This is a genomic window from Variovorax sp. IB41 (genome assembly GCF_016405905.1).
Classification (GTDB): domain Bacteria; phylum Pseudomonadota; class Gammaproteobacteria; order Burkholderiales; family Burkholderiaceae_C; genus Variovorax.
This window is the reverse complement of record NZ_JAEFCB010000011.1, coordinates 14,215-39,954: the sequence shown is the minus strand read 5'-3', so window position 1 is coordinate 39,954 and position 25,740 is coordinate 14,215. Positions and strand designations below refer to the sequence as shown.

Annotated in this window: 21 protein-coding genes; 16 read left to right on the top strand and 5 right to left on the bottom strand. The window is 68.6% G+C overall.

The genetic code is table 11. From position 1 onward, the window contains the following. Positions 1–14 precede the first annotated feature (14 nt). Genes JC881_RS19815 through pilV form a run of 3 tightly spaced genes read right to left on the bottom strand, consistent with a single transcriptional unit; the run spans position 15 to position 2,234 of the window. On the bottom strand, positions 15–674 hold the full coding sequence (locus JC881_RS19815) for a pilus assembly PilX family protein (protein ID WP_198787419.1): 660 nt from the start codon (positions 672–674) through the stop codon (positions 15–17). After that, a complete protein-coding gene (locus JC881_RS19810; protein WP_198787418.1) occupies positions 671–1,627 on the bottom strand; it encodes a PilW family protein in 957 nt (318 codons plus the stop codon). The genes JC881_RS19815 and JC881_RS19810 overlap by 4 nt, the downstream gene beginning before the upstream one ends. A gap of 4 nt (positions 1,628–1,631) precedes the next feature. Beyond that, the gene (gene pilV, locus JC881_RS19805) at positions 1,632–2,234 is read right to left on the bottom strand and encodes a type IV pilus modification protein PilV (protein WP_198787417.1); all 603 of its coding nucleotides are present in this window, start codon (positions 2,232–2,234) and stop codon (positions 1,632–1,634) included. 170 nt (positions 2,235–2,404) lie between these two features. On the opposite strand from pilV, the gene ribD reads away from it, so the two are divergent. The 13 genes from ribD (at position 2,405) to JC881_RS19740 (ending at position 18,552) form a co-directional block, all read left to right on the top strand. Beyond that, complete coding sequence (gene ribD / locus JC881_RS19800) at positions 2,405–3,532, top strand: bifunctional diaminohydroxyphosphoribosylaminopyrimidine deaminase/5-amino-6-(5-phosphoribosylamino)uracil reductase RibD (protein WP_198787416.1); 1,128 nt, start codon at positions 2,405–2,407, stop codon at positions 3,530–3,532. 43 nt (positions 3,533–3,575) lie between these two features. Further along, entirely contained in the window at positions 3,576–4,241 is a 666-nt protein-coding gene (locus JC881_RS19795) for a riboflavin synthase (protein ID WP_198787415.1), read from the top strand. Further along, complete coding sequence (gene ribBA, locus JC881_RS19790) at positions 4,238–5,395, top strand: bifunctional 3,4-dihydroxy-2-butanone-4-phosphate synthase/GTP cyclohydrolase II (RefSeq protein WP_198787414.1); 1,158 nt, start codon at positions 4,238–4,240, stop codon at positions 5,393–5,395. Before JC881_RS19795 ends, ribBA begins: the two co-directional genes overlap by 4 nt. A gap of 5 nt (positions 5,396–5,400) precedes the next feature. Next, entirely contained in the window at positions 5,401–5,862 is a 462-nt protein-coding gene (ribH, locus tag JC881_RS19785; protein WP_198787413.1) for a 6,7-dimethyl-8-ribityllumazine synthase, read from the top strand. Next, positions 5,859–6,395, top strand: coding sequence for a transcription antitermination factor NusB (nusB, locus tag JC881_RS19780; RefSeq protein ID WP_042580121.1), 537 nt, complete (start codon positions 5,859–5,861; stop codon positions 6,393–6,395). The genes ribH and nusB overlap by 4 nt, the downstream gene beginning before the upstream one ends. Further along, complete coding sequence (locus tag JC881_RS19775; protein WP_198787412.1) at positions 6,392–7,588, top strand: pyridoxal phosphate-dependent aminotransferase; 1,197 nt, start codon at positions 6,392–6,394, stop codon at positions 7,586–7,588. The genes nusB and JC881_RS19775 overlap by 4 nt, the downstream gene beginning before the upstream one ends. 61 nt (positions 7,589–7,649) lie before the next feature. Then, entirely contained in the window at positions 7,650–8,108 is a 459-nt protein-coding gene (locus JC881_RS19770; protein WP_198787411.1) for a YbgC/FadM family acyl-CoA thioesterase, read from the top strand. Continuing rightward, entirely contained in the window at positions 8,105–8,827 is a 723-nt protein-coding gene (gene tolQ, locus JC881_RS19765) for a protein TolQ (RefSeq protein WP_093433360.1), read from the top strand. Before JC881_RS19770 ends, tolQ begins: the two co-directional genes overlap by 4 nt. Before the next feature lie 14 nt (positions 8,828–8,841). After that, positions 8,842–9,279 (top strand): ExbD/TolR family protein, encoded by a 438-nt coding sequence (locus JC881_RS19760; protein ID WP_093433361.1) that lies wholly within the window; start codon positions 8,842–8,844, stop codon positions 9,277–9,279. A gap of 3 nt (positions 9,280–9,282) precedes the next feature. Beyond that, positions 9,283–10,194, top strand: a complete 912-nt coding sequence (tolA, locus tag JC881_RS19755; protein WP_198787410.1) for a cell envelope integrity protein TolA — start codon at positions 9,283–9,285, stop codon at positions 10,192–10,194. Between the two features lie 91 nt (positions 10,195–10,285). Continuing rightward, positions 10,286–12,016 carry a peptidoglycan D,D-transpeptidase FtsI family protein gene (locus JC881_RS19750; protein WP_198787409.1) on the top strand — a complete coding sequence of 577 codons (1,731 nt, stop codon included), beginning with the start codon at positions 10,286–10,288 and terminating at the stop codon, positions 12,014–12,016. 75 nt (positions 12,017–12,091) lie between these two features. Beyond that, positions 12,092–13,321 carry a SprT-like domain-containing protein gene (locus JC881_RS19745; RefSeq protein ID WP_198787408.1) on the top strand — a complete coding sequence of 410 codons (1,230 nt, stop codon included), beginning with the start codon at positions 12,092–12,094 and terminating at the stop codon, positions 13,319–13,321. Next, positions 13,318–18,552 (top strand): AAA domain-containing protein, encoded by a 5,235-nt coding sequence (locus JC881_RS19740; RefSeq protein WP_233101916.1) that lies wholly within the window; start codon positions 13,318–13,320, stop codon positions 18,550–18,552. The genes JC881_RS19745 and JC881_RS19740 overlap by 4 nt, the downstream gene beginning before the upstream one ends. Here JC881_RS19740 and JC881_RS19735 read toward each other — a convergent pair. Continuing rightward, positions 18,527–18,898 (bottom strand): YgiW/YdeI family stress tolerance OB fold protein, encoded by a 372-nt coding sequence (locus tag JC881_RS19735; RefSeq protein WP_198787407.1) that lies wholly within the window; start codon positions 18,896–18,898, stop codon positions 18,527–18,529. The genes JC881_RS19740 and JC881_RS19735 overlap by 26 nt on opposite strands. Positions 18,899–18,993: 95 nt before the next feature. Next, complete coding sequence (gene dnaE / locus JC881_RS19730; protein ID WP_198787406.1) at positions 18,994–22,512, bottom strand: DNA polymerase III subunit alpha; 3,519 nt, start codon at positions 22,510–22,512, stop codon at positions 18,994–18,996. 61 nt (positions 22,513–22,573) lie between these two features. Here dnaE and JC881_RS19725 point away from each other — a divergent pair, with 61 nt between their 5' ends. Genes JC881_RS19725 through JC881_RS19715 form a run of 3 tightly spaced genes read left to right on the top strand, consistent with a single transcriptional unit; the run spans position 22,574 to position 25,629 of the window. Then, complete coding sequence (locus JC881_RS19725) at positions 22,574–23,365, top strand: sulfurtransferase (protein WP_198787405.1); 792 nt, start codon at positions 22,574–22,576, stop codon at positions 23,363–23,365. Between the two features lie 13 nt (positions 23,366–23,378). Continuing rightward, on the top strand, positions 23,379–24,080 hold the full coding sequence (locus tag JC881_RS19720) for a response regulator (RefSeq protein ID WP_198787404.1): 702 nt from the start codon (positions 23,379–23,381) through the stop codon (positions 24,078–24,080). Further along, positions 24,046–25,629 carry a sensor histidine kinase gene (locus tag JC881_RS19715; RefSeq protein ID WP_198787403.1) on the top strand — a complete coding sequence of 528 codons (1,584 nt, stop codon included), beginning with the start codon at positions 24,046–24,048 and terminating at the stop codon, positions 25,627–25,629. Before JC881_RS19720 ends, JC881_RS19715 begins: the two co-directional genes overlap by 35 nt. Positions 25,630–25,740: the final 111 nt, after the last annotated feature.

The window sequence follows — 25,740 nt, the reverse complement described above, 5'->3', positions numbered from 1 at the left end:
GAGCGCATGCAGGGTCAGTCTTGAGGAAGGCAACCAGGACTGGCCGCCGGTTTGTACAAATTGGTTTGCAGCACGACCTGCGTCTCGTCGCGCATGCCGTAGCCGATGGCGGTGACGCGAAAGAGGTAGCTGGCGTCCTTGGCGCTCGCGCTCTGCAGCGCGTTGGCCTGCCAACCGCCGCGGCTGCGAACGGCTTCCACGATGTAGCGCGGTGCGCGGGCCGGCAGCGCGCCCGCTCGCATTCCCGTGGCGGCGTCGCCGCTGAAGTAGGTCTGCCCGGTGAAGGTGCCGTAAGCAACGGACCGTCCGCTGTCGGTTGAAAGGTCGACGGACATCCACACCGGATCGGTGCCCGGTTCGGCGGGTGCACACAGCCCCTGCTGCTTGCCGGCACCGCCGCATCCGTCGACGAAGCCGGTCACGTCCTGGCGATTGAAAAGACAGAGCCGCTGCCGCGTATCGTCGTTGGGGCCGAGCACATCGGTTTCGGCGTCGATGAGGGCGGCTTCGGCGGCCTGGAACGCCACCTCGGTGTCGCGGTCGTTGCGGGCGCTGCGTTCGTTGACCAGCGAAACCTGTGCCGCACCGACGCCCAGCACGGTGGCCACGACCAGGATCAGCAGCACGACAATCAGCGAGAAGCCCCGCTGCGGTGAGCGACAGCGCGGGCTCATGACGCGCGTCCCTTCATCGGATTGCGCAGCATGACCGTGAAGGTCGAAACGCGACGCAGCCTGCCGTCCGCTGGGGGCCTGAAACTCAGCTCGGAGAAATCGGTGCCCAGCGGATAGAGCACCTCCTCCGCCTCCTGGGCAGCACCTCGTGCGCGCGCGCTGCGCGCCACCATGCCGATGCGCAGCCCGACGACCTTGCGCCATTCGTCGGCGACCTTGTCTTCCGACGCGGCCATGGCCTCGAGCTGGGCGGCGTCCAGCCACTGCTCGGGAACGCCGTCGCCATCGGCGTCGTGGCCATAGACCACCTTGAACACCTCGATGCCGCGCGCCAAGGGCTGCGCCTGGAACGGGCCGTTCTTCGAAGCGCGGTATTTGCAATAGAGCTCGGGTTCCTTGTCCGCGGCTTCGGCGACGTAGAAGAAGCTCCAGGCGCGGTCGGCGGAGACCGGTTTGTCCGCCGAGGGCCCGGGCTGCGCGAAACCCATACAATCGATCATGGCGCCGTCGGGATCGGTGCCATCGCCGCCCGGACGGCTGCGGCCGAAAAAGCGGACCCGCAGGGAATCGCTCGCGTTGACGCCGCGGGTGCCGTGCGCACCGTAGCTGTCGCCGACGCCGCTGACGCGCGTATCGCTCGCGCCCACGATGTCGAGGTCCATCGGGTCGTTCGACGGTGCCGGCATGTTCGTGCCGCTTGTGACCGTTGCCGCACCATCGGGGCTCTGGTAGTCGGGCGCGTAGTCGGAATAGCCGGCCTGCCGCGCGACGGTCCGCACGACGAAGCCCGCGAACCTCAGCGACTCTTCCACGGCCTGCGCGTCGGCGTCGACCGTGAACAACCGCTGGCTGCCGATGAACGCCGCCGTGGCCGCGAGCACGACGACCAGCGCGATGGCCATGGCGACCAGCAGCTCGACCAGCGTCACGCCGCGCTGACGTGCGTGGCCCATGGAATCAGGAACCGGCCTGGCCATCGTGTGCCTGCCCCGCGACCAGTTGCATCACCAGGCGCGGCGCCGCCGACGGCTGCACCTTTGCGCTTCGCAACGTGCGAGGCGTCCAGCCGAGCTTCACGACCAGGGTGTGCCCCGTCTCGCTGCACGCCCATGTGTACGCGTCCGCCGCCGCATTCCAGGGCGCCTCGTCGAAGCACACGCTCAGGCGCGCATCGGGCAGGTCCTTGGCGATGCGGCGCTTCCACTCGCCCATGTCCCACGTCGCAAGGTCGGCCGTGCTGCAGGACGCGCCGGACCCCACGCAGGCACTGCCAGTGAAAGCGCCAGAAGCGGCATCCGGTGCAGCACCTTCCCGCCAGTCATCGACAAGGTACGCATTGACCGCATCGTTGCGCGCGGCCACGCCCTTGTTCATGCGCGCCTTCTCCGACAACTCGCGCGCCAGGTTGAGCGCCGCCGTGAACGTCGCCGTCTCATTGCCGGTGCGCACCGACGCCAGCAGCATGCCGACCATGCCGAGCAGTCCCACGCTCAGCACGACGATGGAAACCAATACCTCCACGAGCGAAAAGCCCGCGGCCCGATGCTTCTTTGAAGCCATGTTCGATGTCCTCCCTGATCTGCTGCAACTTGTGTTGCTTCTTTATTCCCGCCATCGAACTTCGAGCGTAGAGGCCGCTTGCGACGGCACGCGCACCGTTCATCCGCATCGGGATGCCGCTCGTATGATCGAAACGCACCGGTGTTAAATTTTTCCGTTCATCTCATCCCATGCCCTCACACGAACAAGACGCGCAGCACATCGCGACGGCATTGCGCCTCGCTGCCGATGCGCTGCTGCTGACCGATCCGAACCCGCGCGTCGGCTGCGTGCTGTGCGATGCCGAAGGGCGCGTGCTGGGCCAGGGGCACACGCAGAAGGCCGGTGGTCCGCATGCGGAGGTGATGGCGCTGCGCGATGCGGCGGCGCAGGGCCATTCGGTCGAAGGCGCGACGGCCTACGTCACGCTGGAGCCCTGCTCGCACCATGGCCGCACGGGCCCTTGCTGCGATGCGTTGATCGCAGCCGGCATCGGGCGGGTCGTGGCCTCGTTGGCCGATCCGAACCCGCTGGTCGCGGGCCAGGGCTTCGAGCGGTTGCGCGCGGCGGGTGTCGAGGTCGAAATCGGCCCCGGCGCCGCCGCATCGCGCGAACTCAACATCGGCTTCTTCAGCCGCATGGTGCGCCAGACGCCGTGGGTGCGACTCAAGGTGGCGGCTTCGCTCGACGGCAAGACGGGCCTCGAAAACGGCGTGAGCCAGTGGATCACCGCCGAGGCCGCGCGCACCGACGGTCATGCCTGGCGCGCCCGCGCGAGCGCCGTGCTCACGGGCGTCGGCACCGTGCTCGAAGACAACCCGCGCCTGGATGTGCGCCTGGTCGAGACGCCGCGCCAGCCGCACCTCGTGGTGGTCGACAGCCGCCTCCAGACGCCGCCCGACGCTCACATATTCATAGCAGGTCGTCCCGTCTGGATCTATGCGGCCGCGCGGAACGAAGCCAAGGCCGCCGCGCTCGAGGCCCTCGGCGCCACCGTCACCTGCCTGGCGAACGCCGACGGCAAGGTCGATCTGGGCGCGATGCTGAAGGACCTGGCGGCGCGCGGCGTCAACGAATTGCATGTCGAGTCGGGCCACAAGCTCAATGGCTCGCTGCTGCGCGAAGGCTGCGTCGACGAGCTGCTGGTGTACATGGCCCCCAAGCTGATCGGCACCGGCCTGGACATCGCGAGCCAGCTCCACGCAGGCGGCCCGCTCACCTCGCTGGCGGGCGTTCTGCCCCTGGAATTCAAGTCCGTGGACATGCTCGGCCCCGACCTGCGCATCGTGGCCCGGGTGGCGGGAAGGGACGGGTTCTAGCGTTTGCCCCGAACGGCCCCCCGTTCTCTGCGAAAATGTGCGAATGTTCACCGGAATCATCACCGGCGTGGGGCGCATCGCCGCCATCCACGACCTCGGCACCTCCTCCTCCTACGGCAAAAGACTCAGCATTGCGGTGCCTGACGGCTATCTCGACGACGTCGGGCTGGGCGACAGCATCGCGCTGAACGGCGCCTGCATGACCGTCACCACGCTCGCCCCCGAGCAGCAGTTGTTCACCATCGATATCTCCGCCGAATCTCTCGACAAGACCGCGGGCCTGACCGACGAGGGCAGCCGCATCAATCTCGAGAAGGCCCTCCGCGCAAGCGACCGCCTGGGCGGCCACATCGTCTCGGGCCATGTGGACGGCATCGGCACGGTGAGCTTCTTCGAGCCGGTCGGCGAGAGCTGGGAGCTGCGCGTGGTCGCACCGCCGGCGCTGGCCCGCTTCCTGGCCTACAAAGGCTCGATCACCATCAACGGCGTGAGCCTCACGGTCAACAGCGTGAAGGACATCGAAGACGGCGCCGAGGTCAGCATCAACCTGATCCCGCACACCGTGGACAACACCTCCCTCGGCGGCCTTTCGGCCGGCTCGAAGGTCAATCTCGAAATCGATACCGTGGCGCGCTACGTGGAGCGGATGCTCCAGGCCGGCGTCCTGGTCCCGCAGACCGCCACGTATTCCAAGGACACCGCCGAATGAATGCCTCCGTCACGCCCATCGGCGCCGCCCCCAGCGCCGCACGCGCCCCCGCCCCCATCGCCTCGGTCGAAGAAATCGTGGCCGAGCTGGCCGCGGGCCGCATGGTGATCCTGGTCGACGAGGAAGACCGCGAGAACGAAGGCGACATCGTCATCGCGGCCGACCACATCACGGCCGAATCCATCAATTTCATGGCGCGCCATGCACGCGGCCTCATCTGCCTGACGCTCTCGCGCGAGATGTGCGAGCGGCTGCAACTGCCGCCGATGGTCCAGCGCAACGGCGCCAAGCATTCGACCGCCTTCACCGTCTCCATCGAAGCGGCCGAAGGCGTCACCACCGGCATCTCGGCGGCCGACCGCGCCCGCACCGTGCAGGCGGCCGTCGCGCCCAACGCCGTAGCGGCCGACCTGGTGCAGCCCGGCCACATCTTCCCGCTGCAGGCGGTGGATGGCGGCGTGCTGATGCGCGCCGGCCATACCGAAGCCGGCTGCGACCTGGCCGCCATGGCCGGCTGCTCGCCCGCCTCGGTGATCTGCGAGGTGATGAACGAAGACGGCACGATGGCGCGCCTGCCAGACCTGCAGATCTTCGCGGCCGAGCACGGCATCAAGATCGGCACCATCGCCGCGCTCATCGAGCACCGAAGCCGCACCGAATCGCTGGTCGAGAAGGTCGGCTGCCGCGAGATTCAAACCGCCTGGGGCGCCTTCACCGCCCACGCCTTCACCGACAAGCCCAGCCGCGGCGTGCACCTGGCACTGGTGCGCGGCACGTGGACGCCGGAGGACACGGTCTCGGTGCGCGTGCACGAGCCGCTCTCGGTGCTCGACGCGCTGGAGATCAACCGCTCGCTGCATTCGTGGAGCCTGGACGCCAGCCTCTCGCACATCGCGACCGAGGGCAAGGGCGTGGCCGTGCTGCTGAACTGCGGCGAGACCGCGGGCGAGCTGCTCGCGCAATTCGACGGCACCGCGCGCCCCGCACAAGCGCCCGAGCGCGGCCGCATGGACCTGCGCAGCTACGGCATCGGCGCGCAGATCCTGCGCGAATGCGGCGTGCACAAGATGAACCTGCTGGGCACGCCGCGTCGCATGCCGAGCATGGCAGCGGGCTACGGCCTGGAAATCGCCGGCTACCTCACGAAAGACTGAAGACCATGCAAGGTTCAAACAAGGGCCAGACGGCGCTCAACGGCAAGGGCCTGCGCATCGGCATCGTGCAGGCGCGCTTCAACGCCGACATCACCGACGCGCTGGCATCGGCCTGCCTGGCCGAGCTCGAATCGCTCGGCGTGGCCGCGGCCGACATCCATCATGTGAAGGTGCCGGGCGCCCTCGAAGTGCCCGTGGCGCTGCAGGCGCTGGCCGAGCGCGGCGGCTACCACGCGCTGGTCGCGCTGGGCTGCATCATCCGCGGCGAGACCTACCACTTCGAACTGGTGGCCAACGAATCGGGCGCGAGCGTGAGCCGCATCGCGCTCGATTACCGCCTTCCCATCGCCAACGCGATCCTCACCACCGAAAACCTCGAGCAGGCCGTCGCGCGGCAGACCGACAAGGGCCGCGATGCAGCCCAGGTCGCCGTCGAGATGGCGCAACTGCTGGCCACCCTTTCATGACCGAAGACACCACCAAGGCAGGCGGCGCCAAGCCCCGCCAGTCGCGCACGGGCCTCACCAGCACCGGCGCACGCAAGGCTTCGGCCAAGTCCAACCGCAGCCGCGCGCGCGAGTTCGCGCTGCAGGCGCTCTACCAGCACCTGGTGGGCCGCAACGATCCGACGGACATCGACCACTTCACGCGCGACCTGGCGGGCTTTCACAAGGCCGACGCCGCGCACTACGACGCGCTGCTGCACGGCTCCATCGACAACGCCGAGCAGCTCGACGCGCTGATCCGTCCGCTGCTGGACCGCAAGTTCGAGGAGATCTCGCCCATCGAGCACGCCGTGATGTGGATCGGCGTGTACGAATTCCAGAACTGCCCCGACGTGCCGTGGCGCGTGGTGCTCAACGAGTGCATCGAGCTCGCCAAGGAATTCGGCGGCACCGACGGCCACAAGTACGTGAACGCCGTGCTCAACGGCCTGGCGCCGCAGTTCCGGCCGCTCGAGGTGGAAGCCGACCGCGCTTCCGGCAAGGCGAAGGCATGAGGATCTCGACGCGCGCGGAGCGCATCGAGCCCTTCTATGTGATGGAGGTGGCGAAGGCTGCGGGTGCATTGGCGCGCGAAGTGGCGCACACCGACCGGCCGATGATCTTCCTGAACATCGGCGAGCCCGATTTCACCGCGCCCCCGCTGGTGCAGGAAGCCGCCCTTCGCGCCGTGCGCGCCGGCGCCACGCAGTACACGCAGGCCACGGGCCTGGACCATCTGCGCGAACGCATCAGCGGCTGGTACCGCGAGCGCTTCGACGTCGACGTGCCGGCCCGCCGCATCGTGGTGACGGCCGGCGCCTCGGCCGCGTTGCAGCTGGCCTGCCTCGCGCTGATCGAATCGGGTGACGAGATCCTGCTGCCCGACCCGAGCTACCCCTGCAACCGCCACTTCGTGAGCGCTGCGGACGGCAAGGCGGTGCTCATCCCGACGACGGCCGAGGAGCGCTTCCAGCTCACCGCCGCCAAGGTCGAGGCCGCCTGGACCGACAAGACCCGCGGCGTGCTGCTCGCCTCGCCATCCAACCCGACCGGCACCTCGATCGCGCCCGACGAACTGCGCCGCATCCACGAGGTGGTCTCGCAGCGCGGCGGCATCACGCTGATCGACGAGATCTACCTGGGCCTCTCTTACGACGACGCCTTCGGGCAGACGGCGCTGGCGATCGACGACAAGGTCATCAGCATCAACAGCTTCAGCAAGTACTTCAACATGACCGGCTGGCGCCTGGGCTGGCTGGTGGTGCCCGAGGTGCTGGTGCCGGTGGTCGAGCGGCTGGCGCAAAACCTCTTCATTTGCGCGAGCACGGTGTCGCAGTACGCCGCGCTCGCCTGTTTCGAGGCCGAGAGCATCGCCGAGTACGAACGCCGCCGCGCCGAATTCAAGGCGCGCCGCGACTGGTTCATTCCGCAACTCAACGCCCTGGGCCTGAACGTGCCCGTGGTGCCCGACGGCGCCTTCTACGCCTGGGCCGATTGCACGAGCTTTGCCGAAAAGCTCGGCATCTCGGGCAGCTGGGACTTCGCCTTCGAGACCATGAAGCGCGCCCACGTCGCCGTCACGCCCGGGCGCGACTTCGGCACGGCCGAGACGGCGAAGTTCGTGCGCTTTTCCACCGCGAGCTCGATGGAACACCTGAAGGAATCGGTCGAGCGCCTGCGGGCGATGGCCGAGAACCGGGCTTCATGAGCGCCGCGCCGCGCCGCCCCAAGCCAGCTCGCGCCAGAGGGCAGCGCACGGGAGCATGGCGGTGAGCTACGCGTTCCCGATCCGCGTCTATTGGGAAGACACCGATGCCGGCGGCATCGTGTTCTACGCCAACTACCTGAAGTTCATGGAGCGCGGGCGCACCGAGTGGCTGCGCTCCCTGGGCATCGCGCAGCGCAAGCTGCGCGACGAAACCGGCGGCCAGTTCGTGGTGAGCGAAACGCAGCTCAAATACCATCGGCCCTCGCGCCTGGACGACGAACTGCTGGTGACCGCCGATGTCCAACAATTGGGCACCGCGTCATTGATAATCAGACAGCAAGTGCTATCAAAAACAGAGCAAGAGCGAACCGGTGCCCCGGAACCGGTCTTGCTGTGCGAAGGCACGATCCGCATCGGGTGGGTGGATGCCGCCACATTGCGCCCCATACGCATACCGCCCCAGGTTTCGGGAACCCTCGAGCACTACGGCGGCTCCATGACTCAACCTTTCAAGCCATGAACCAAGATCTTTCCATCATCAACCTCCTGCTCCACGCCAGTTTCGTGGTGCAACTGGTCGTGCTGCTGCTCGTGATCGTCTCGATCGCCAGCTGGGCCGCGATCATCCGCAAGTACTTCGCGCTGCGGCGCATGCGCGCCCTGAACGACGACTTCGAGCGCGAGTTCTGGTCGGGCACCAGCCTGAACGAGCTGTTCGCCTCGGCCGCCCAGAACGCCAAGTTCGCGGGCCCCATGGAACGCATCTTCGCCTCCGGCATGCGCGAATACCAGAAGCTGCGCGAGCGCCACGTGAGCGATCCCGCCACGCTGCTGGACGGCGCCCGCCGCGCGATGCGCGCGAGCTTCCAGCGCGAGCTGGACGCGGCCGAGCAGAACCTCTCGTTCCTGGCCACCGTCGGTTCGGTCTCGCCCTACGTGGGCCTCTTCGGCACGGTCTGGGGGATCATGCATGCGTTCACGGGCCTGGCCGCCTTGGCGCAGGTGACGCTCGCCACCGTGGCGCCCGGCATCGCCGAAGCGCTGGTGGCCACGGCCATCGGCCTTTTCGCAGCGATTCCCGCGGTGGTCGGCTACAACCGCTTCGCCCGCGAGATCGACAAGATCGCCATCGCCCTGGAGACCTACATCGAGGAGTTCTCCAACATCCTGCAGCGCAACCTCTCGGCCAACCCGGGCGCCGCCGCCGCAGCCACCACGGTGGCTCCGGCCAACCGTTGAACGGATAGCAGCGCATGCCCGCCGTTTCATCCCGGGGCCGAGGACGCCGCACGATCAACGAGATCAACATGGTCCCGTTCATCGACGTGATGCTGGTGCTCCTGATCATCTTCATGGTCACCGCGCCGCTCATCACGCCCAGCGTGATCAACCTGCCTTCGGTCGACCGCGCCAACAAGCAGCCCGACAAGCCGATCGAGATCGTCATCAAGAGCGACGACGAGGTGCAGATCAAGAAGGACCCGTCCACCGGCACCGGCGGCACGTCGATCCCCATGACGCAGATCGGCGCGGCCGCCAAGCAGGCCCAGGGCGGCGACGCCGAGCGCCCCGTGGTCATCAGCGCCGACAAGACGGTGAAGTACGAAACCGTCGTGAAGGCGATGAACCAGCTCAAGCGCAGCGGCATCGAGCGCGTGGGGCTGTCGGTCACGACCACGGGCGGCAAATAAGGCATGTCGCTCGCACTGGATCGCCCCGAGTTCGCGCCCCCGCCGCAGCGCGGCACGCCGCGCGCCGTGGTGCTCGCCCTCATCGCGCATGCGTTGCTCATCGCGGCGCTGACGTGGGGCGTGCGCTGGCGCAGCGACGCCGACGAAGGCGCCGTCGATGCGGAGCTGTGGTCGTCCACGGTGCAACAGGCCGCGCCGCGCCTGTCCGCACCGGAGGCGCCGACGCCCGCTCCCGCGCCGCCCCCGCCTGCGCCCACGCCGCCGCCTCCTCCCGCCGCCAAGGCCCCCGAGCCTGCGCCCGCACCCAAGGCCCCCGACATCGCCCTGGAGCGCGAGAAGAAGCTCAAGGAGCAGAAGGAACAGAAGGAGCGCGAGCTCGAGCAGCAGCAACAGCAAAAGAAGAAAGAGCTCGAAGCCAAGCAGCGCGCCGAGGACGAAGCCCAGCGCAAGAAGGAACAGCAACAGAAGCTCGCCGAGCAGAAGAAGCAGCAGGAAGCCGACGCCAAGCAGGTCGAAGCCAAGAAGGCCGAAGCTGCCGCCAAGCAGGCCGCGGCCGATCGCGCGGCGACGCTCAAGCGCATGCAAGGTCTTGCGGGCGCGAGCGGTGCCGACGACGCCAAGGGCAATGCGCTGCGCTCCTCGGGCCCATCGAGCGGCTATGCCGGGCGCATCGCCGCGGCGGTCAGGCCCAACATCACCTTCGACAACAGCACCGTGGACGGCAACCCCGCCGCCGAGTTCGCAGTGAATCTCGCACCCGACGGCACCATCGTCGGCGTGAAGCTCACCCGATCGAGCGGCTTGCCGGCCTGGGACGAAGCCGCCGAACGCGGCCTGCACAAGACCGAAAAAGTGCCGCGCGACATCGACGGGCGCATTTTTCCGTCGCTCATCGTGACGCTGCGTCCCAAGTAGATTCGGTTCAGCGCGCATCTAACGCGCAGCTAAGAAAACGAGGGCCTTCCGGGTGACGGACACGTCACCCGGAACTCGATAATCGGGACGCATGAATCCCAATGGCCGAATCCGCTACGGCAGCAGTCCGCTCCTCGCAAGTCCCACCCCCGTCTGGCGCAGCAAGTTCATCGTGGCCAGCATCGCCTTCGGCTTCGTGCTGCTGGCCGGCCGGGCCGCCTACGTACAGGTCTTCAACCACGACTTCTTCCAGCACCAGGGTGAGGTGCGCTACCAGCGCACGCTGGAGCTGCCCGCGAACCGCGGGCGCATCCTCGACCGCAACGGGCTGATCCTCGCCTCCGACATCCCGGCGCCCAGCATCTGGGCCATTCCCGAGGACATCGAGCGCGACGACCCCGCCGTGCAGGCCAAATTGAAGCAGGCCGCCAAGCTGCTCAGCATGCCGCAGAAGGAGTTCGACAAGAAGCTCGAGGACGAGGACAAGAGCTTCGTCTGGATCAAGCGCCAGGTCGACACCGCGGTCGGCAAGCAGATCACCGATCTCGGCATCAAGGGGCTGTACCTGCGCCGCGACTACCGGCGCCAGTACCCCGAGGGCGAGGCCGCCGCGCACCTGGCCGGCTTCACCAACGTCGAGGACATCGGGCAGGAAGGCGTGGAGCTCGCCTTCAACAGCGAACTGGCCGGCAAGGCGGGCTCGCGCCACGTCATCAAGGATCGCCTGGGCCACATCGTGGAGGACACCGAAGACCAGGTGCCGCCGACCGACGGCCACGACATCCAGCTGAGCATCGACGACCGCGTGCAGTTCACCGCGTACGAGAAGATCCGCGACGCGGTGGTTGCCAACAAGGCGCGGGCGGGCAGCGTGGTGGTGGTCGATGCCCAGACGGGCGAGCTGCTCGCCATGGCCAACTACCCGAGCTACGACCCGAACGACCGCCGCAATCTCACCGGCGAGCAGCTGCGCAACCGCGCGATGACGGACGTGTTCGAGCCGGGCTCCACGATGAAGCCGATCACCATCGCCACCGCGCTGCAGTTGGGCCGCGTGACGCCGCAGACCATCATCGACACCAACCCGGGCCGCATCACCGTGACCGGCGCCACCATCCACGACGACGAGAACTTCGGCGTGCTCACCGTGCAGGGCGTGATCCAGAAATCGAGCAACGTGGGCGCCACCAAGATCTCGCAGCGCATGACGGCGCAGGAGATGTGGAACTCGTTCACCTCGCTGGGCCTCGGCCAGAAGCCGCAGACGCCCTTCCCCGGCGCGGTGACCGGGCGCCTTCGGCCCTGGAAGTCGTGGCGGCCGATCGAGCAGGCCACCATGTCGTACGGCTACGGCCTGTCGGCGTCGCTGTTCCAGATCGCGCACGCCTACACGGCCTTCGCGCACAACGGAGAGGTCATTCCGGTGGGCCTGCTCAAAAGCACCGACACCGATCCGCCCGGCGTGCAGGTGTTCTCGCCGCAGGTCGCGAGCGAAGTGCGCAAGATGATGCACATGGCCGCCGCGCCCGGCGGCACCGCGCCGCTCGCGCAGACCGAGGGCTACTCGGTGGGCGGCAAGACCGGCACCGCGCACAAGCAGGTCGGCAAGGGCTATGCGAGCAACAAGTACCGCGCCTGGTACACCGGCATGTCGCCGATCGACAAGCCCCGCATCATCGTCGCGGTGATGATCGACGAGCCCGGCGCGGGCAAGTACTTCGGCGGCCTGGTCGCGGCGCCCGTGTTCAGCCAGGTGGTGCAGCAGACGCTGCGCATCCTGAACGTGCTGCCCGACCTGCCGGTGGCGTCGATGGCGCACTGATGGGGCATTGATGGCTTATGGGGGCCATCCCGCTCGTTTAGGATCGTCAGCAATTCATTGCCTGGCGCTCCTGACATGGTCGCAACCCCTCCTGCCGCTCCCGCCGTTCGCCTCGACGACCTGACCCCGCTCCCCTACCAGCAGGCCCTGGCCGCCCATCTGCAGGCGAACGAGCCCGAAGTCTGGCGCTGGGCCTCCTCCGCCGAGGCGCGCGAAGAGCATGCCGCGGCCGTGCGCGCCGACCTGCTGCGCAATTCGTACCGGCTCGATGCCGACGCCCACCCCGAGCTGCACGGGCATTGCAACGCGGTGATCGGGCGCATGGGCATCACGGCGCGCGTCACGCTCTACCAGGCGGGCGACGGCACGATGAACGCCACGCTCTTCTTCCTGCCCGGCGAAGCGCACATCGTGCTCTCGGGCCCGCTCATGGAGCGGCTGCAGGGCGCCGAGCTGCAGGCCGTGCTCGGCCATGAACTGGCGCATTACCTGCTGTGGGAGCGCGACGGCGGCAAGTATCACGTGGTCGACCGCATCCTGCAGGCCGCGGCGGCCGATTCGCGCGCCGATGCGAGCCACCTGCATGCGGCGCGGCGCTACGGCCTCTACACCGAGGCCTTCGCCGACCGCGGCGCCTGCATCGCCTGCGAGGCGCTCGAACCCGCAGTGACCGCGCTGGTCAAGGTACAGACGGGCCTCGCCCAGGTCAACGCGGCGAGCTATCTGCGGCAGGCCGACGAGATCTGCGCCGCGCCCGAACTCCAGACGCGCGGCACCAGCCACCCCGAGGTGTTCGTGCGGGCGCGGGCGCTGCGCCTGTGGACCGAGCGCCAGCCCGAGGCCGACGAATGGCTGGCCGGCGCGCTCGAAGGCCCGCTGGACATCGCCACGCTCGACCTGCTCGGCCAGCAGCGCGCCGACGCCCTGACGCACGAGACCATCGCCCAGTTGCTGCAGCGCCCGTTCCTTCAGTCCGAACCGCTGCTGGCCCACGCACGCCGCTTCTTCCCGAACTTCGCGCCGCCCTCGGCGCCCATGCCGCCACCTGCGCCGGTGCCGGCCGGCGTGCACGACTACCTGGCCAGCGTGCTGGTCGATTTCGTCGCGGCCGATCCCGACCTGGACGACGTCACCCTCGCCGCCGCGCTCGGTCTCGCCGAAGCGATGGGCTGCACCACGCAACTCGAAGAGCGCGTGGTCAAGGACATGCGCTTTCCCAAGCGTAGCCTCACCCGCGTGAAGCGCGACGCCGCCACGCTGCTCGAAAAGGCGGCCGCCCAACACCTGCAAGGCGCCTCCGCATGAACGCCACCGTCGCCCCTCTTCTGCAACTGCTGGACACCGCCGACGCCCACGGCGGCCTGCAGACCGACGATGTGCTCAGCCTCGTGCTGCCGCTGCTGCGCGAAGTGTCCGCCCTGCACGAGCAAGGCAAGGTCGCCGCGCTCGGCACCGCCTTCGCCTACCGCGTCGACGACACGCCCGCCCTCGTGCTGGCCCAGCCCGAAGGCGCCGACCCGCGCCAGAACCGCGAAGCCATCGCGCCGCTCGAAGCACCCGCCGCCTCCGTGCTGCGCGTGGTCGGCGAGCACCGCGTGACGCTCGATGCCGACGAAGGCGTCTCGGTCGAGAACCTCGCGCTCATGGCCGACGCCGCGCCCGACGCGCTGCCGACGCGCCCCGTCTACCTGCCCGGCTACACCGCGTGGGAACTGCGATTCGCGCACCACGATGCGCTGACCGACATCCTCTGCCTCGGCCAGGTGCTCGCCAGCCTCTCGTGCGGCCTGGACTTCACCGACAGCGAGGAGCTCGGCCGCTTCGTCGCGAACCGCGGCAATCTCTTCGCGCTCAACCGCCGCCTGCACCCCGTGGTGGGCGCGGTGATCGGCGAGATGACCGCGCTCGACCGCCACGAGCGCGCGCGCGACCTGCCCTCGGTGATCCGGCGCCTGGAAACCTACCGCGACCAGCCGCTGGACCTGGGCCTGGACCGCATCGCGCCCGCGAAAGACGGCGCGGGCCAGCGCCGCCAGGCGATCCGCGTGCACCTGCGCGACCGGCTCTTCGACCTCTCGCGCCGCAACCGCCTGCTGCATTTCAAGCCGAGCCAGACGCATGTGAACCTCACGGTGGCGAGCGTGCCGCTGGTGGTCGACATCAAGAACATCCGCGTCGACCAGCTGTGCATTTGGGACGGCCGCTTCGCCAGCGACATCGCCACCTGCGACCCCGTGCCGCTCGCGCGCTGGCTGCGCTTCGAGGACCAGCCTTACCTGCCCGGTGCGCTCGACCGCATCCTGCAGGAGGCGCGGCGCGACCGCTCCGAATACGGCTTCTCGCAGCTGTCGCTGGTGATCGCGTTCCTGCGCTGGCACAACCTGAAAGAGGGAGAGGCCGAGCGGGCCGAGCGCATCGCCTCACCGCTCCTGATGCTGCCCGTCGAGCTCACGCGCAAGAAGGGCGTGAAGGACCAGTACCTGCTCGAAGCCGCTTCGAGCGAGGCGCAGGTCAACCCGACGCTCCGGCACCACCTGCGCCAGCTCTACGGCATCGTGCTGCCCGAGAGCATCGACCTGCGCGAAACCACCATCGAGCAGTTCCACGCCCAGCTGGCCGCGCAGATCGCGACGACCGAGCCCGGCGTGCAGCTGCGGCTGGTGAAGCAGCCCGAGATCGAGCTGATCCACCAGCGAGCGCGCCAGCGGCTCGAACAGTTCAAGCGGCGCGCCCGCGTGCGCCACCCCGGCGCGCAGCCGGTGGCGGCGCAGGACTTCAGCTATGCGAAGGACGACTTCCGCCCGCTCGGGCTGCAGCTCTTTCACGCCAAGGTGCGGCCGGTTCCGCTGTCGCTGCGCGATGCGGTTGGCGCGCGCCCCTTGCCGCGCGCGCCGCAGATGGCGTCCACGGCCGCGCAGACCGAACAGAAGACCTACTCGCTGCACGAGAGCAGCGGCAACCCCTACCAGTGGGACGTGGACCTCACCTCGGTCACGCTCGGCAACTTCAACCACCGCAAGATGTCGCTGGTGCGCGACTACTCGGCGTTGAGCGAGACCGAGATCGCGAGCGACGCCTTCGACCGCGTGTTCTCGCTGCAGCCGCGCCAGGTCGATGCCCAGACGCCCGCCGCGCTGCCGCTGGCCGACCAGTGGCCCGTGGTGCAGGCCGATGCCACGCAGACCGCCGCCGTCGCGCTCGCGCGCACCGGCACCAGCTACATCATCCAGGGCCCGCCCGGCACGGGGAAGTCGCAGACCATCACCAACCTCATCGCCGACTACGTGGGGCGCGGGCAGCGCGTGCTGTTCGTCTGCGAGAAGCGCGCCGCCATCGACGTGGTGTTCCATCGCCTGCGGCAGCAGGGGCTGGACGAGCTGTGCTGCATGATCCACGACTCGCAGGGCGACAAGAAAGCCTTCGTGCAGAACCTCAAGAAGACCTACGAGCACTGGCTCGCGGCGCCCGAGGAGCTGGAGGCCGAGACCCGCGAGCGCACGCAGCTCGTCGACACGATGGACGCGGACCTGAAGGCGCTCGAACGCTTCGACGCCGCGATGCGCGAGGCGCCCGAGCACCTGGCCGTGGCGGTGCGCACGCTGATGGCGCGGCTGATCGCGCTCAAGCCGCACGACCCGGCACTCACGCCGCTGCAATCCGAAGCATTGCCGGCCTTCGCGGCATGGCGCCGGCATGAAGACCTGGTCGCGCGCCTGCACCTCGCCGTCACCGAAAGCCTCGACGTGCCGTACCTCTCGGCGCATGCGTTCGCCCAACTCGCGCCCGCGTTGCTGCGGCAGGAGCGGCCGTTGGCGCGGCTGGTCGAACTCGGCGACCGCGCGGCGGAACAGACCGGCCCGCACCGCGATGCATTGACCGACGCCTGGCCGCCGCTGGGCGACGCGCCCACGCTGTGGGGCGACGCACTGGCCGTGGTGGCCGATGCGCGCCGCGTGGCCGCACTGGCCGCGCGCGGGCATCTCACGCTGCTCGACACCGCGCACCCCACCAGCCTCGCGTTCGGCGAGGCGATGACGCAGCGGCGCGCGCTGCAGCAGGTGCTCAAGGAGGCCCTCGAGCGCACGAACCACTGGTGCGACAGGTTCTCGCCGGGCGATACCGAAGCCGGCCTCGCCCAAGCCAAGGCGCAGCAGGGCTCGCTGCTGCGGTGGCTGCAGCCTTCGTGGTGGCGCCTGTCGGGCGAACTCAAGCGCCGCTATAACTTCGCCAAGCACGCCGTCCGCCCGCAGCCCAGCCAGGTGCTCGAAGAACTGCTGGCCGAGCACACGGCCCGCGCGGCCGTCGGCAAGCAGGCGGCGCAGATCGAGGCCACCTACGGCTGCACCGACCCCGACGATTTCGTGCAGCAGCTCGATGCATTGCGCCGCGGCGATGCCGCCGGCAACGGTGTGCGCGCGGCCTTCCACGCGCACCTGCGCACCGAGTCCGGCGCGAGCCGCAACGTCGAACGGCTCGCGGCGCTCGGCGAGCGCACCGACGCGCTCGATGCCCTGTGGCGCGACCTGCTGGACGACCCCGCCGCGCAGCCGCTGGCCGCGCTCGAAGCGCTGGCCCGCACGCTGCGCGAGCAGGCCGACTCCCTGCCGAGCGTGCTGCCCCACCTGCAGGAACTGGCCGATGCCGACCCGGCCCTGGCCAAGGCGCTGCGCACGTTGCCGCTCGCACCCGACGCCATCGAATACGCCGTCGCGCGCGAAGGCCTGGAGCGCGTCTACCGCACCGAGCGCTGGCTGCCGCGCTTCGACAGTGCCGCGCTCGCGCGCCATGCGCAGCGCCTGGCCGAGGGAGAGCGCAAGCTGCTCGACCGCAATGCCCGCACGCTCGCCGCCGCGGTGCGCGAGCGCTTTCGGGCGCACGTGCGCACCAGCGCCCTCCCCGCGAGCCAGCTCGATGCCGGCGGCAAGCTCTTCAAGAAGAGCTACAACGCGGGCCGGCGCGAGCTCGAGCACGAGTTCGGCAAGACCATGCGTTACAAGGCGATCCGCGAACTCGCCTCAGGCGAGACCGGGCAGGTGGTGCGCGACATGAAGCCGATCTGGCTCATGAGCCCGCTCTCGGTGTCCGACACGCTGCCGCTCGCGGCCGACCTCTTCGACGTGGTGATCTTCGACGAGGCGAGCCAGATCCCGGTGGAAGAAGCCGTGCCCGCGCTCTACCGCGCGCCGCAGATCATCGTGGTGGGCGACGAGATGCAGCTGCCGCCGACGAGCTTCTTCTCCTCGGGCCGCGACCCCGAGGACGACACCGTCTCCGTCGAAGACGAAGGCGACCGCATCGCCGTGGTGCTCGATGCCGACAGCCTCCTGAACCAGGGCGCGCGCAACCTGCCGGCCACGCTGCTCGCCTGGCACTACCGAAGCCGCTACGAGTCGCTGATCGGCTTTTCGAACGCGGCCTTCTATGCGGGCAACCTCTTCACCATTCCGGACCGGAGCCTGCCTTCGGATGCGCGCGAGGAGATCTTGGTGCAATCGCGCAACCCGACCGATGCCTCGGTGGCCGCGAACGTCGACGCCCTGCTCTCGCGCGCCATCAGCTTCCACCGCGTGACCGATGCGGTGTACGAGAACCGCATCAACGACGGCGAGGCGCGCCACATCGCGCAGCTGGTGCGCGAGCTGCTCAAGCGCGAGACCGGGCGCAGCCTGGGCATCGTGGCGTTCTCGGAAGCGCAGCAGACCGAGATCGAGGCCGAGCTCGACGCGCTGGGCGCCATCGACAGCGACTTCGCCGCGCGGCTGGAAGCCGAGTACGTGCGCGAGGAAGACGACCAGTTCTGCGGCCTCTTCATCAAGAACCTGGAGAACGTGCAGGGCGACGAGCGCGACATCATCATCCTGAGCATCTGCTACGGCCCGAACCCCGAGGGCCGCATGCTGATGAACTTCGGCCCGATCAACCAGCGCGGCGGCGAGAAGCGGCTCAACGTGATCTTCAGCCGCGCGCGGCACCACATGGCCGTGGTCTCCACGATCCGCCACGAGGCGATCACCAACGACCACAACGAAGGCGCCGCGGCGCTCAAGCAGTTCCTGCGCTATGCGGAGTGCCTGTCGCGCGGCGATTCGGCGACCGCGCGGCGCGTGCTCGAGGGCATGAATCCGCTCACGCGCGGCAGCAGCGCGCCGCATGCGCGCGCCGACGAAGTGACGGCGCAGCTCGCGGCCGCGCTGCGTGCGCGCGGCCATGCGGTCGATGAACAGGTGGGCCAGTCGCGTTTTCGCTGCGACCTCGCGCTGCGTGCGCCGGAGGCCGGGCACTATGCGCTGGGCATCCTCGTGGACACCGCGACGCACTACGAGAACCGCAACGTGCTGGAGCGCTACGTCTCGCGTCCGCGCGTGCTCGATGCGTTCGGCTGGCAGGTGGTGCAGGTGCTGGCCAAGGACTGGCTGCACGCGCCGGAGGCCGTGCTCGAGCAGATCGAGCTGGCGCTGCGGAAGAAGGGCAAGAAGGCGGCGGTGGAAGAAGCCCCCGCCGCCGTGGCGGTCAGCGCGCCAGGCTCAGCCGCTTGACGTCCAGTTCGGCCTTGCCGACGAGGTCCTTGTCGAACTCGCCCGAGATCTCGACGCGCACCTTGTCGTCGATCTTCACGCCGGGCGGGAAGTGCTTGGCATCGATCTCCACCTTCATGCGGCCGGTGTCGTCGGCGAAGGTGTAGTGCTCGCCGCCGTCGTGCGAGACGATGAAGCCGCGCAGCGTGGCGTGCTGGTCGTCCTTGCCGGTGTCCAGCAGCTGCTTGACCGTCATCGTCGGCACGCTGCTCGGGCCGGCATACTGGGCGAAGGCGGCGGACATCGCCAGCGACATGCCGAGTGCGAGCGCGGCGGTCTTCAGGGTCTTGGTCTTTTGATGGGTCATGGCAATCGTTCCTCCTCGAACAGCCTGGTTGTGAAGAAACAGATGGACGCGCAGTACGCCCAAACGTTCCACGACCCCAAAAAGCCAGGGGCCATTCACTCGTAGACGATCAGCGCCTTGCCCGCCTCCGCCTGTGCCGTCCAACTCGCGAGCGCGGCATCGGTCGGGAAGAACTTGGCGCGCTCGCCCAGCTGCAGCTCGACCTGCGCGCCGCCGCGCGCCATCGACAGGCGCACCGGCAAACCCTGAACCAGATCGCCGACCTCGGTCTGCTCGGTGCGCGGCGGAAAGTCCTTCACCAGCCGCGCGATGTCCGGCGCCTTGCCGTTCACCGCCACGCGCAGGAACTTGCCGAAGCGGCAGCGCGCCGTCGCCAGGTCCCACACCTGCTGCACCTGAAAACGCGCCTCGAAGCCGCCGCGCGCCGGCTGCAGCCGGCCGCTCACGATGACGAGCTCGTCATCTTTCAAGGTGTTGCGGTTGGCGTTGATGAGCGCCTCGTCGGCCGTCGCGTCGATGGACTCGGACTTGTCGTCCAGCTTGAAGATCGCGAGCCGCCCGCGCTGTCCGTTGATCACGCGGAAGTCGCTCACGATGCCCGCGATGACCTGCTGGTCGCGGCTGTCGAGCAGGTCGCCGATCTCGCGCTTGCAGAAGCGCCGCACCTCGTGCGAGACCTCGTCGAACAGATGGCCCGAGAGGTAGAAGCCGACGGCGGTTTTCTCCAGCGTGAGGCGCTCCTTCACGCCCCACGGCGTGGCATCGACCAGGTCGGGTTCGGCGGTGGCCGAGCCGTGCTCGCAGTCGCCGAAGATGTCGACCTGCGAGGCGTTGGCCGCGGTCGCGCTGGCGAAATCGAAGGCGCGGTCCAGCGAGGCGATCAGCGCCGCGCGGTTCTGCTGGATCGCATCGAACGCGCCGGCCTTGATCAGCGCCTCGACCGTGCGTTTGTTGATGCGCTGGCGGTCGATGCGCACGCAGAAATCGAACAGGCTCTTGAACGGCCCGCCCTCTTCGCGCGCCCGCACCACGGCCTCGACCGCGAGCTGGCCCGTGCCCTTGACGGCGCCCAGGCCGTAGCGGATCACCCGGTCGGTGACCGGCTCGAAGCGGTAGTTGCCGCGGTTCACGTCCGGCGGCTCGAAGGTGATGCCGAAGTTCTTCTGGGCGTCTTCGAACAGCAGCTTGAGCTTGTCCGTGTCGTCCATTTCCACGGTCATGTTGGCGCAGAAGAATTCGGCCGTGTAGTGGACCTTGAGCCAGCCCGTGTGGTACGCGAGCAGCGAGTAGGCGGCGGCGTGCGACTTGTTGAAGCCGTAGCCCGCGAACTTCTCCATCAAGTCGAAGATCTCGTCGGCCTTGTCTTGCGGAATGCCGTGCGTGGCGAGTGCGCCCGCGCGGAATTTCTCGCGGTGCTCGGCCATCTCCTCGAGCTTTTTCTTGCCCATCGCGCGGCGCAGCAGGTCGGCGCCGCCGAGCGAGTAGCCGCCCAGGATCTGCGCGGTCTGCATCACCTGCTCCTGGTAGACCATGATCCCGTAGGTCTCCGAGAGCATCTCGGCGACGGCCGGGTGCGGGTACTCCACCTCTTCGCGGCCGTGCTTGCGCGCGACGAAACTGGGGATCAGGTCCATCGGGCCCGGACGGTACAGCGCGTTGAGCGCGATCAGGTCTTCCAGACGCGTGGGCCGCGCGTCCTTCAGCATGCCCTGCATGCCGCGCGATTCGAACTGGAACACCGCTTCCGTCTTGCCTTCGGAGAAGAGCCGGTAGGTGGCCGCGTCCTTGAGCGGAATGTTCTCGAACGCGAAGTCCTCCTGGCCCTTGTGGCGCGCGACGATGAACTCTTTCGCGATCTCCAGGATGGTGAGCGTGGCGAGCCCCAGGAAGTCGAACTTCACCAGGCCGATGGCCTCGACGTCGTCCTTGTCGTACTGGCTCACGGCCGAGTCGCTGCCCGGCTGCTGGTAGAGCGGACAGAAATCGGTGAGCTTGCCGGGCGCAATGAGCACGCCGCCGGCGTGCATGCCGATGTTGCGCGTCATGCCTTCGAGCTTCTGCGCGAGCTCGACCAGCATGCGCACTTCTTCTTCCTTCTCGATGCGCTGCGCGAGCTGCGGCTCCATCTCGATGGCGTAGTTGTTCTTGTCGCCCTCGATCTTTTTCTCGGGCGGGTACTGCAGCGTGACCGACATGCCCGGCTTGTTCGGAATCAGCTTGCTGATGCCGTCGCAGAACATGTAGCTCATGTCCAGCACGCGGCCCACGTCGCGGATGGCGGCGCGCGCGGCCATCGTGCCGAAGGTGGCGATCTGGCTCACGGCGTTGCGGCCGTACTTGTCCTTCACGTAGTCGATCACGCGGTCGCGGTTGCCCTGGCAGAAGTCGATGTCGAAGTCGGGCATCGAGACGCGCTCGGGGTTCAGGAACCGTTCGAACAGCAGCTTGTATTCGAGCGGGTCGAGGTCGGTGATCTTGAGCGCATAGGCCACCAGCGAGCCCGCGCCCGAGCCCCGGCCCGGGCCCACGGGGCAGCCGTTTTCCTTGGCCCACTTGATGAAGTCGCCCACGATCAGGAAGTAGCCGGGGAAGCCCATGTTCAGGATCGTGTTGATCTCGAACTCCAGGCGCTCCACATAGCGCGGCCGTTCGGCATCGCGCTTGGCCGCATCGGGATAGAGGTGCGCGAGGCGCACTTCGAGCCCCTCGAACGATTCCTGGCGGAAGAAGTCGTCGATCGGCATGCGCACGCCTTCGCTCACGAAGGGCGTGGGAAAGTCGGGCAGCTGCGGCTTGCCCAGCACCAGCGTCAGGTTGCAGCGTTTGGCGATCTCCACCGTGTTGGCCAGCGCGCTGGGCACATCGGCGAACAGGGCCTGCATCTGGGCGGTCGACTTGAAGTACTGCTCTTCGGTGAACTTGCGCACGCGGCGCGGGTTGCCGAGGATCTCGCCTTCGGAGATGCACACGCGCGCCTCATGCGCCTCGTAGTCCTGCCGTTCGGCGAACTGCACCGGGTGCGTGGCGACCACCGGCAGCTTGAGCCGCGCCGCGAGCTTCACCGCGGCGACCACGTGCGGCTCGTCTTCCGGGCGGCCTGCGCGCTGCAGCTCGATGTAGAAACGGTGCGGGAACATGCCCGCCAACTTCAGCGCCAGCTCGGCGGCGCGCTCTTCCTGCCCCTGCAGCAGCGGCACGCCGAGCGGCCCCGCCTGCGCGCCCGAGAGCACGATCAACCCGCCCGAAAGTTCTTCGAGCCATTCGAGCTTGCAGGCCGCCTGCGACTGGCCGCGGCCCACGTTCTGCGTCCACGCGCGCGCGAGCAGCTCGGACAGGTGCAGGTAGCCCTCGGTGTTCTGCACCAGCAGCACGATCCGGGTGAGCACGCCGGGCTCCTTGCCCAGCCCTTCGATGAAGATTTCAGCGCCGATGACGGGCTTCACGCCCTTGCCCCGCCCCTGCTTGTAGAACTTGACCGCCCCGAACAGGTTGTTCAGGTCGGTGATGGCCAGTGCGGGCTGCTTGTCGGCAGCGGCGGCCTTGATGACTTCGTCGATCCGGTTGGTGCCGTCGACGACGGAAAATTCGGTGTGCAGGCGCAGGTGAACAAACATCCCGCCATTGTAGAAACCGCCACCCCACGATGTGGGTTGGCAATCCCTACAATCGCGCCCCGTGCAAGAGATTCTGAATATCGCGGCCTACAAATTCGTGGCCATAGACGACAGCCCCGTGCTGCGCGAAGACCTGCGTGCCCGCACCCAGGCCCTGGGCCTCATGGGCACCATCCTGCTGGCGCCCGAGGGTATCAACCTGTTTCTGGCCGGGCCGCCGGACGCCATCCATACCTTCCTGGCCGAACTGCGCGCCGATGCGCGCTTCGCCGACCTCGAGACCAAGGAAAGCTGGTCCGCCGCGCAGCCCTTCCGGCGCATGCTGGTGAAGCAGAAGCGCGAGATCATCCGCATGGACCACCCGGCCATCCAGCCGGCCGCAGGCCGCGCCCCCGGCGTCGATGCGCCCACCCTCAAGCGCTGGCTCGACCAGGGCCACGACGACGAAGGCCGCGAGATCGCCCTCCTCGATACGCGCAACGACTTCGAGGTCGATGAAGGCACATTCGACGGCGCGATCGACTGGCGCATCACCAAGTTCACCGAATTCCCGCCCGCGCTGAAAGCACACCGCGCCGATTTCGCGGGCAAGACCGTGGTGAGCTTCTGCACCGGCGGCATCCGCTGCGAGAAGGCCGCGATCCTCATGCGCGAGGAAGGCATCGAGCACGTGCTGCAGCTCGAAGGAGGCATCCTCAAATACTTCGAGGACGTGGGCGGCGCGCACTACCACGGCGACTGCTTCGTGTTCGACGGCCGGCGCGCCCTGGCGCCCGACCTGAGCGCGCGCGCGGCCGATGCCAGCGCACGCGCCTCGGAAGACATCGACCTGGGCCGCGGCCTGAAGAAATAACCGGCAATCCCTCATGCGCATCCTCCTGGTGGAAGACGAACTGGACATGGCCTCGTGGCTCGTCCGGGCGTTGACCCAGAGCGGCTTCGTCGCCGACCACGCGCCCGATGCGCGCACCGCCGAGGCCTTCATGGCCGGCACCGAATACGACGCCATCGTCCTGGACCTGCGCCTGCCCGACAAGCACGGCCTGAGCGTGCTGGCCGACATGCGCGATGCCGACGACCGCACCCCCGTGCTCATCCTCACCGCGCAGGGCGCGCTGCAGGACCGCGTGCGTGGCCTGAACCTGGGCGCGGACGATTTCCTCACCAAGCCTTTCGAGCTGGTCGAGCTGGAGGCGCGCCTGGCGGCGCTGGTGCGGCGCAGCCGCGGCAAGCAGCATCCGCGGCTGCAGTGCGCCTCGCTCTCGTACGACAGCGAGAGCCACGCCTTCACGCTGCGCGGCACGCTGCTGTCGCTCACGCCGCGTGAGCAGGCCGCGCTCACCGCGCTCTTGATGCGCAGCGGCGCGCCGGTGGGCAAGTCGCAGCTCTTTGCCAAGGTGTTCACCAACGACAGCACCGCGGGGCCCGACGCCATCGAGGTCGTGCTGCATCGCCTGCGGCGCAAGCTCGCGGACAGCGACGTGCGCATCGTCACCGTGCGCGGGCTGGGCTACATGCTCGAGGGCATTGCCGATGGACCCCCAGGCGCCCCGCCCGCAGCGGCCTGAATTGCGGACCGAACCGCGGCGCTTCGGCATCCGCGCGCGCCTGCTCGCGCTGCTGCTGCCGGGCATCGTCGCGCTGCTGGCGCTGGACAGCTGGAACGACTACCGCACGCTCACCGATTCGCTGGTGCTCGCCTACGACCAGAGCCTGCTGGAGCCCGTGCAGGCGCTGGCCAACGGCATCGTGGTCGCGAGCGACGGCAGCGTGCGGGTGCAGGAGGCCTTCTCGGTGCAGGCGATGTTCGAGTCCACGCACCTGCGCTACAAGTACCTGCACGTCGGCGTGCAGCGCATTCCCAAGGGCGAGACGCTCGACACCAACGCGCCCGAGACCACGCTCATGGGCGTGCCCGGCCTGCCCCGCCCCGCAGAGCGCCCGCCCGACGGCACGCCCGTGTTCTACGACGCGGTGCACGAGCAGCACCCGGTGCGCGTGGCCGCGCTGCGCCAGACGGTCTACGACAACACCCACGCCGGCACCGCGTACAGCGTGCTCATCCAGGCCGCAGAGGGCACCGGCCCGCGCCTGCAGGCGCAGAACGAATCGCTCGAGCAGGAGCTGCTGCGCGACGCGCGCATGGTGCTGGTGATGGCCGTGCTGGTGTGGCTGGGCGTGGCCTGGACGCTGCGTCCGCTGGAGCGCCTGCGCCGGTCGCTGCGCGAGCGCCGGCGCGATGACCTGAAGCCGCTCGACGCGAGCGGCGTGCCGCAGGAGGTGGTGCCGCTGGTGGACGCGGTCAACCACCACATCGCGGACCACCGGCGCATGGTGGCCGAGCAGTCGCAGTTCCTGGCCGATGCCTCGCACCAGCTGCGCACGCCGCTGAGCATCCTGTCGATCCAGGCGGGCTACGCGGTGCGCGAGACCGACCCGGCGCGCATGCGCGAATCGCTGCACGCGATCGTCGCGCAGCTGGCGCGCACGCGGCGCCTGAGCGAGCAATTGCTGGCGCTGGCGCATGCCACGACCGAAGAGGAAATCACGGGCGGCACCGAGCCCGCGGTGGTCGACCTCAGCGACATCGCGCGCGCCGTGGTGCTGCAGTACCTGCCGCTCGCGCGCGAGCACGACCAGGACCTGGGCTGGGTCGATGCACGCGGCGAACCGGAGGCGCAGGACAAGCTGGACGGCGACAGCGACGACGACAACGCGCCCCCCGTGCTGCCCGTCGAGGCCAACGGCGCCGAGCTGCACGAGGTGCTCGCCAACCTCGTGCACAACGCCATCAAGTACACGCCGCGCGGCGGCAACATCACGGTGACCGTGCGGCGCGAGGCCTCGCACGCGCTGGCCGAGGTGTGCGACAGCGGCCCGGGCATCGCGCCCGAGCGGCGCGACAGCGTGTTCGAGCGCTTTCACCGCGACCCCGCCGCCAACGCCGCCACGCAAGGCGCGGGCCTCGGCCTGGCCATCGCGCGCGGCTATGCGCGGCGCAACGGCGGCGAGATCGAACTGGACAGCGCCGACATGCCCGAGCGCCCGAACGGCGGCGGCCTCCGCGCGATCCTCAAGCTCCCATTGGCCGTTTTACCTAGGGTTTCTGCGGGGTAGCGCGGTACGCAATTACACGTATTTTGAAGCTCCAGAGGCCTTTCGCACTCGTATCGAAAGGCGATTGAAAGCCTCGATTTCTAGACTGCGCTCCTTCCAAATCGAAGGAGA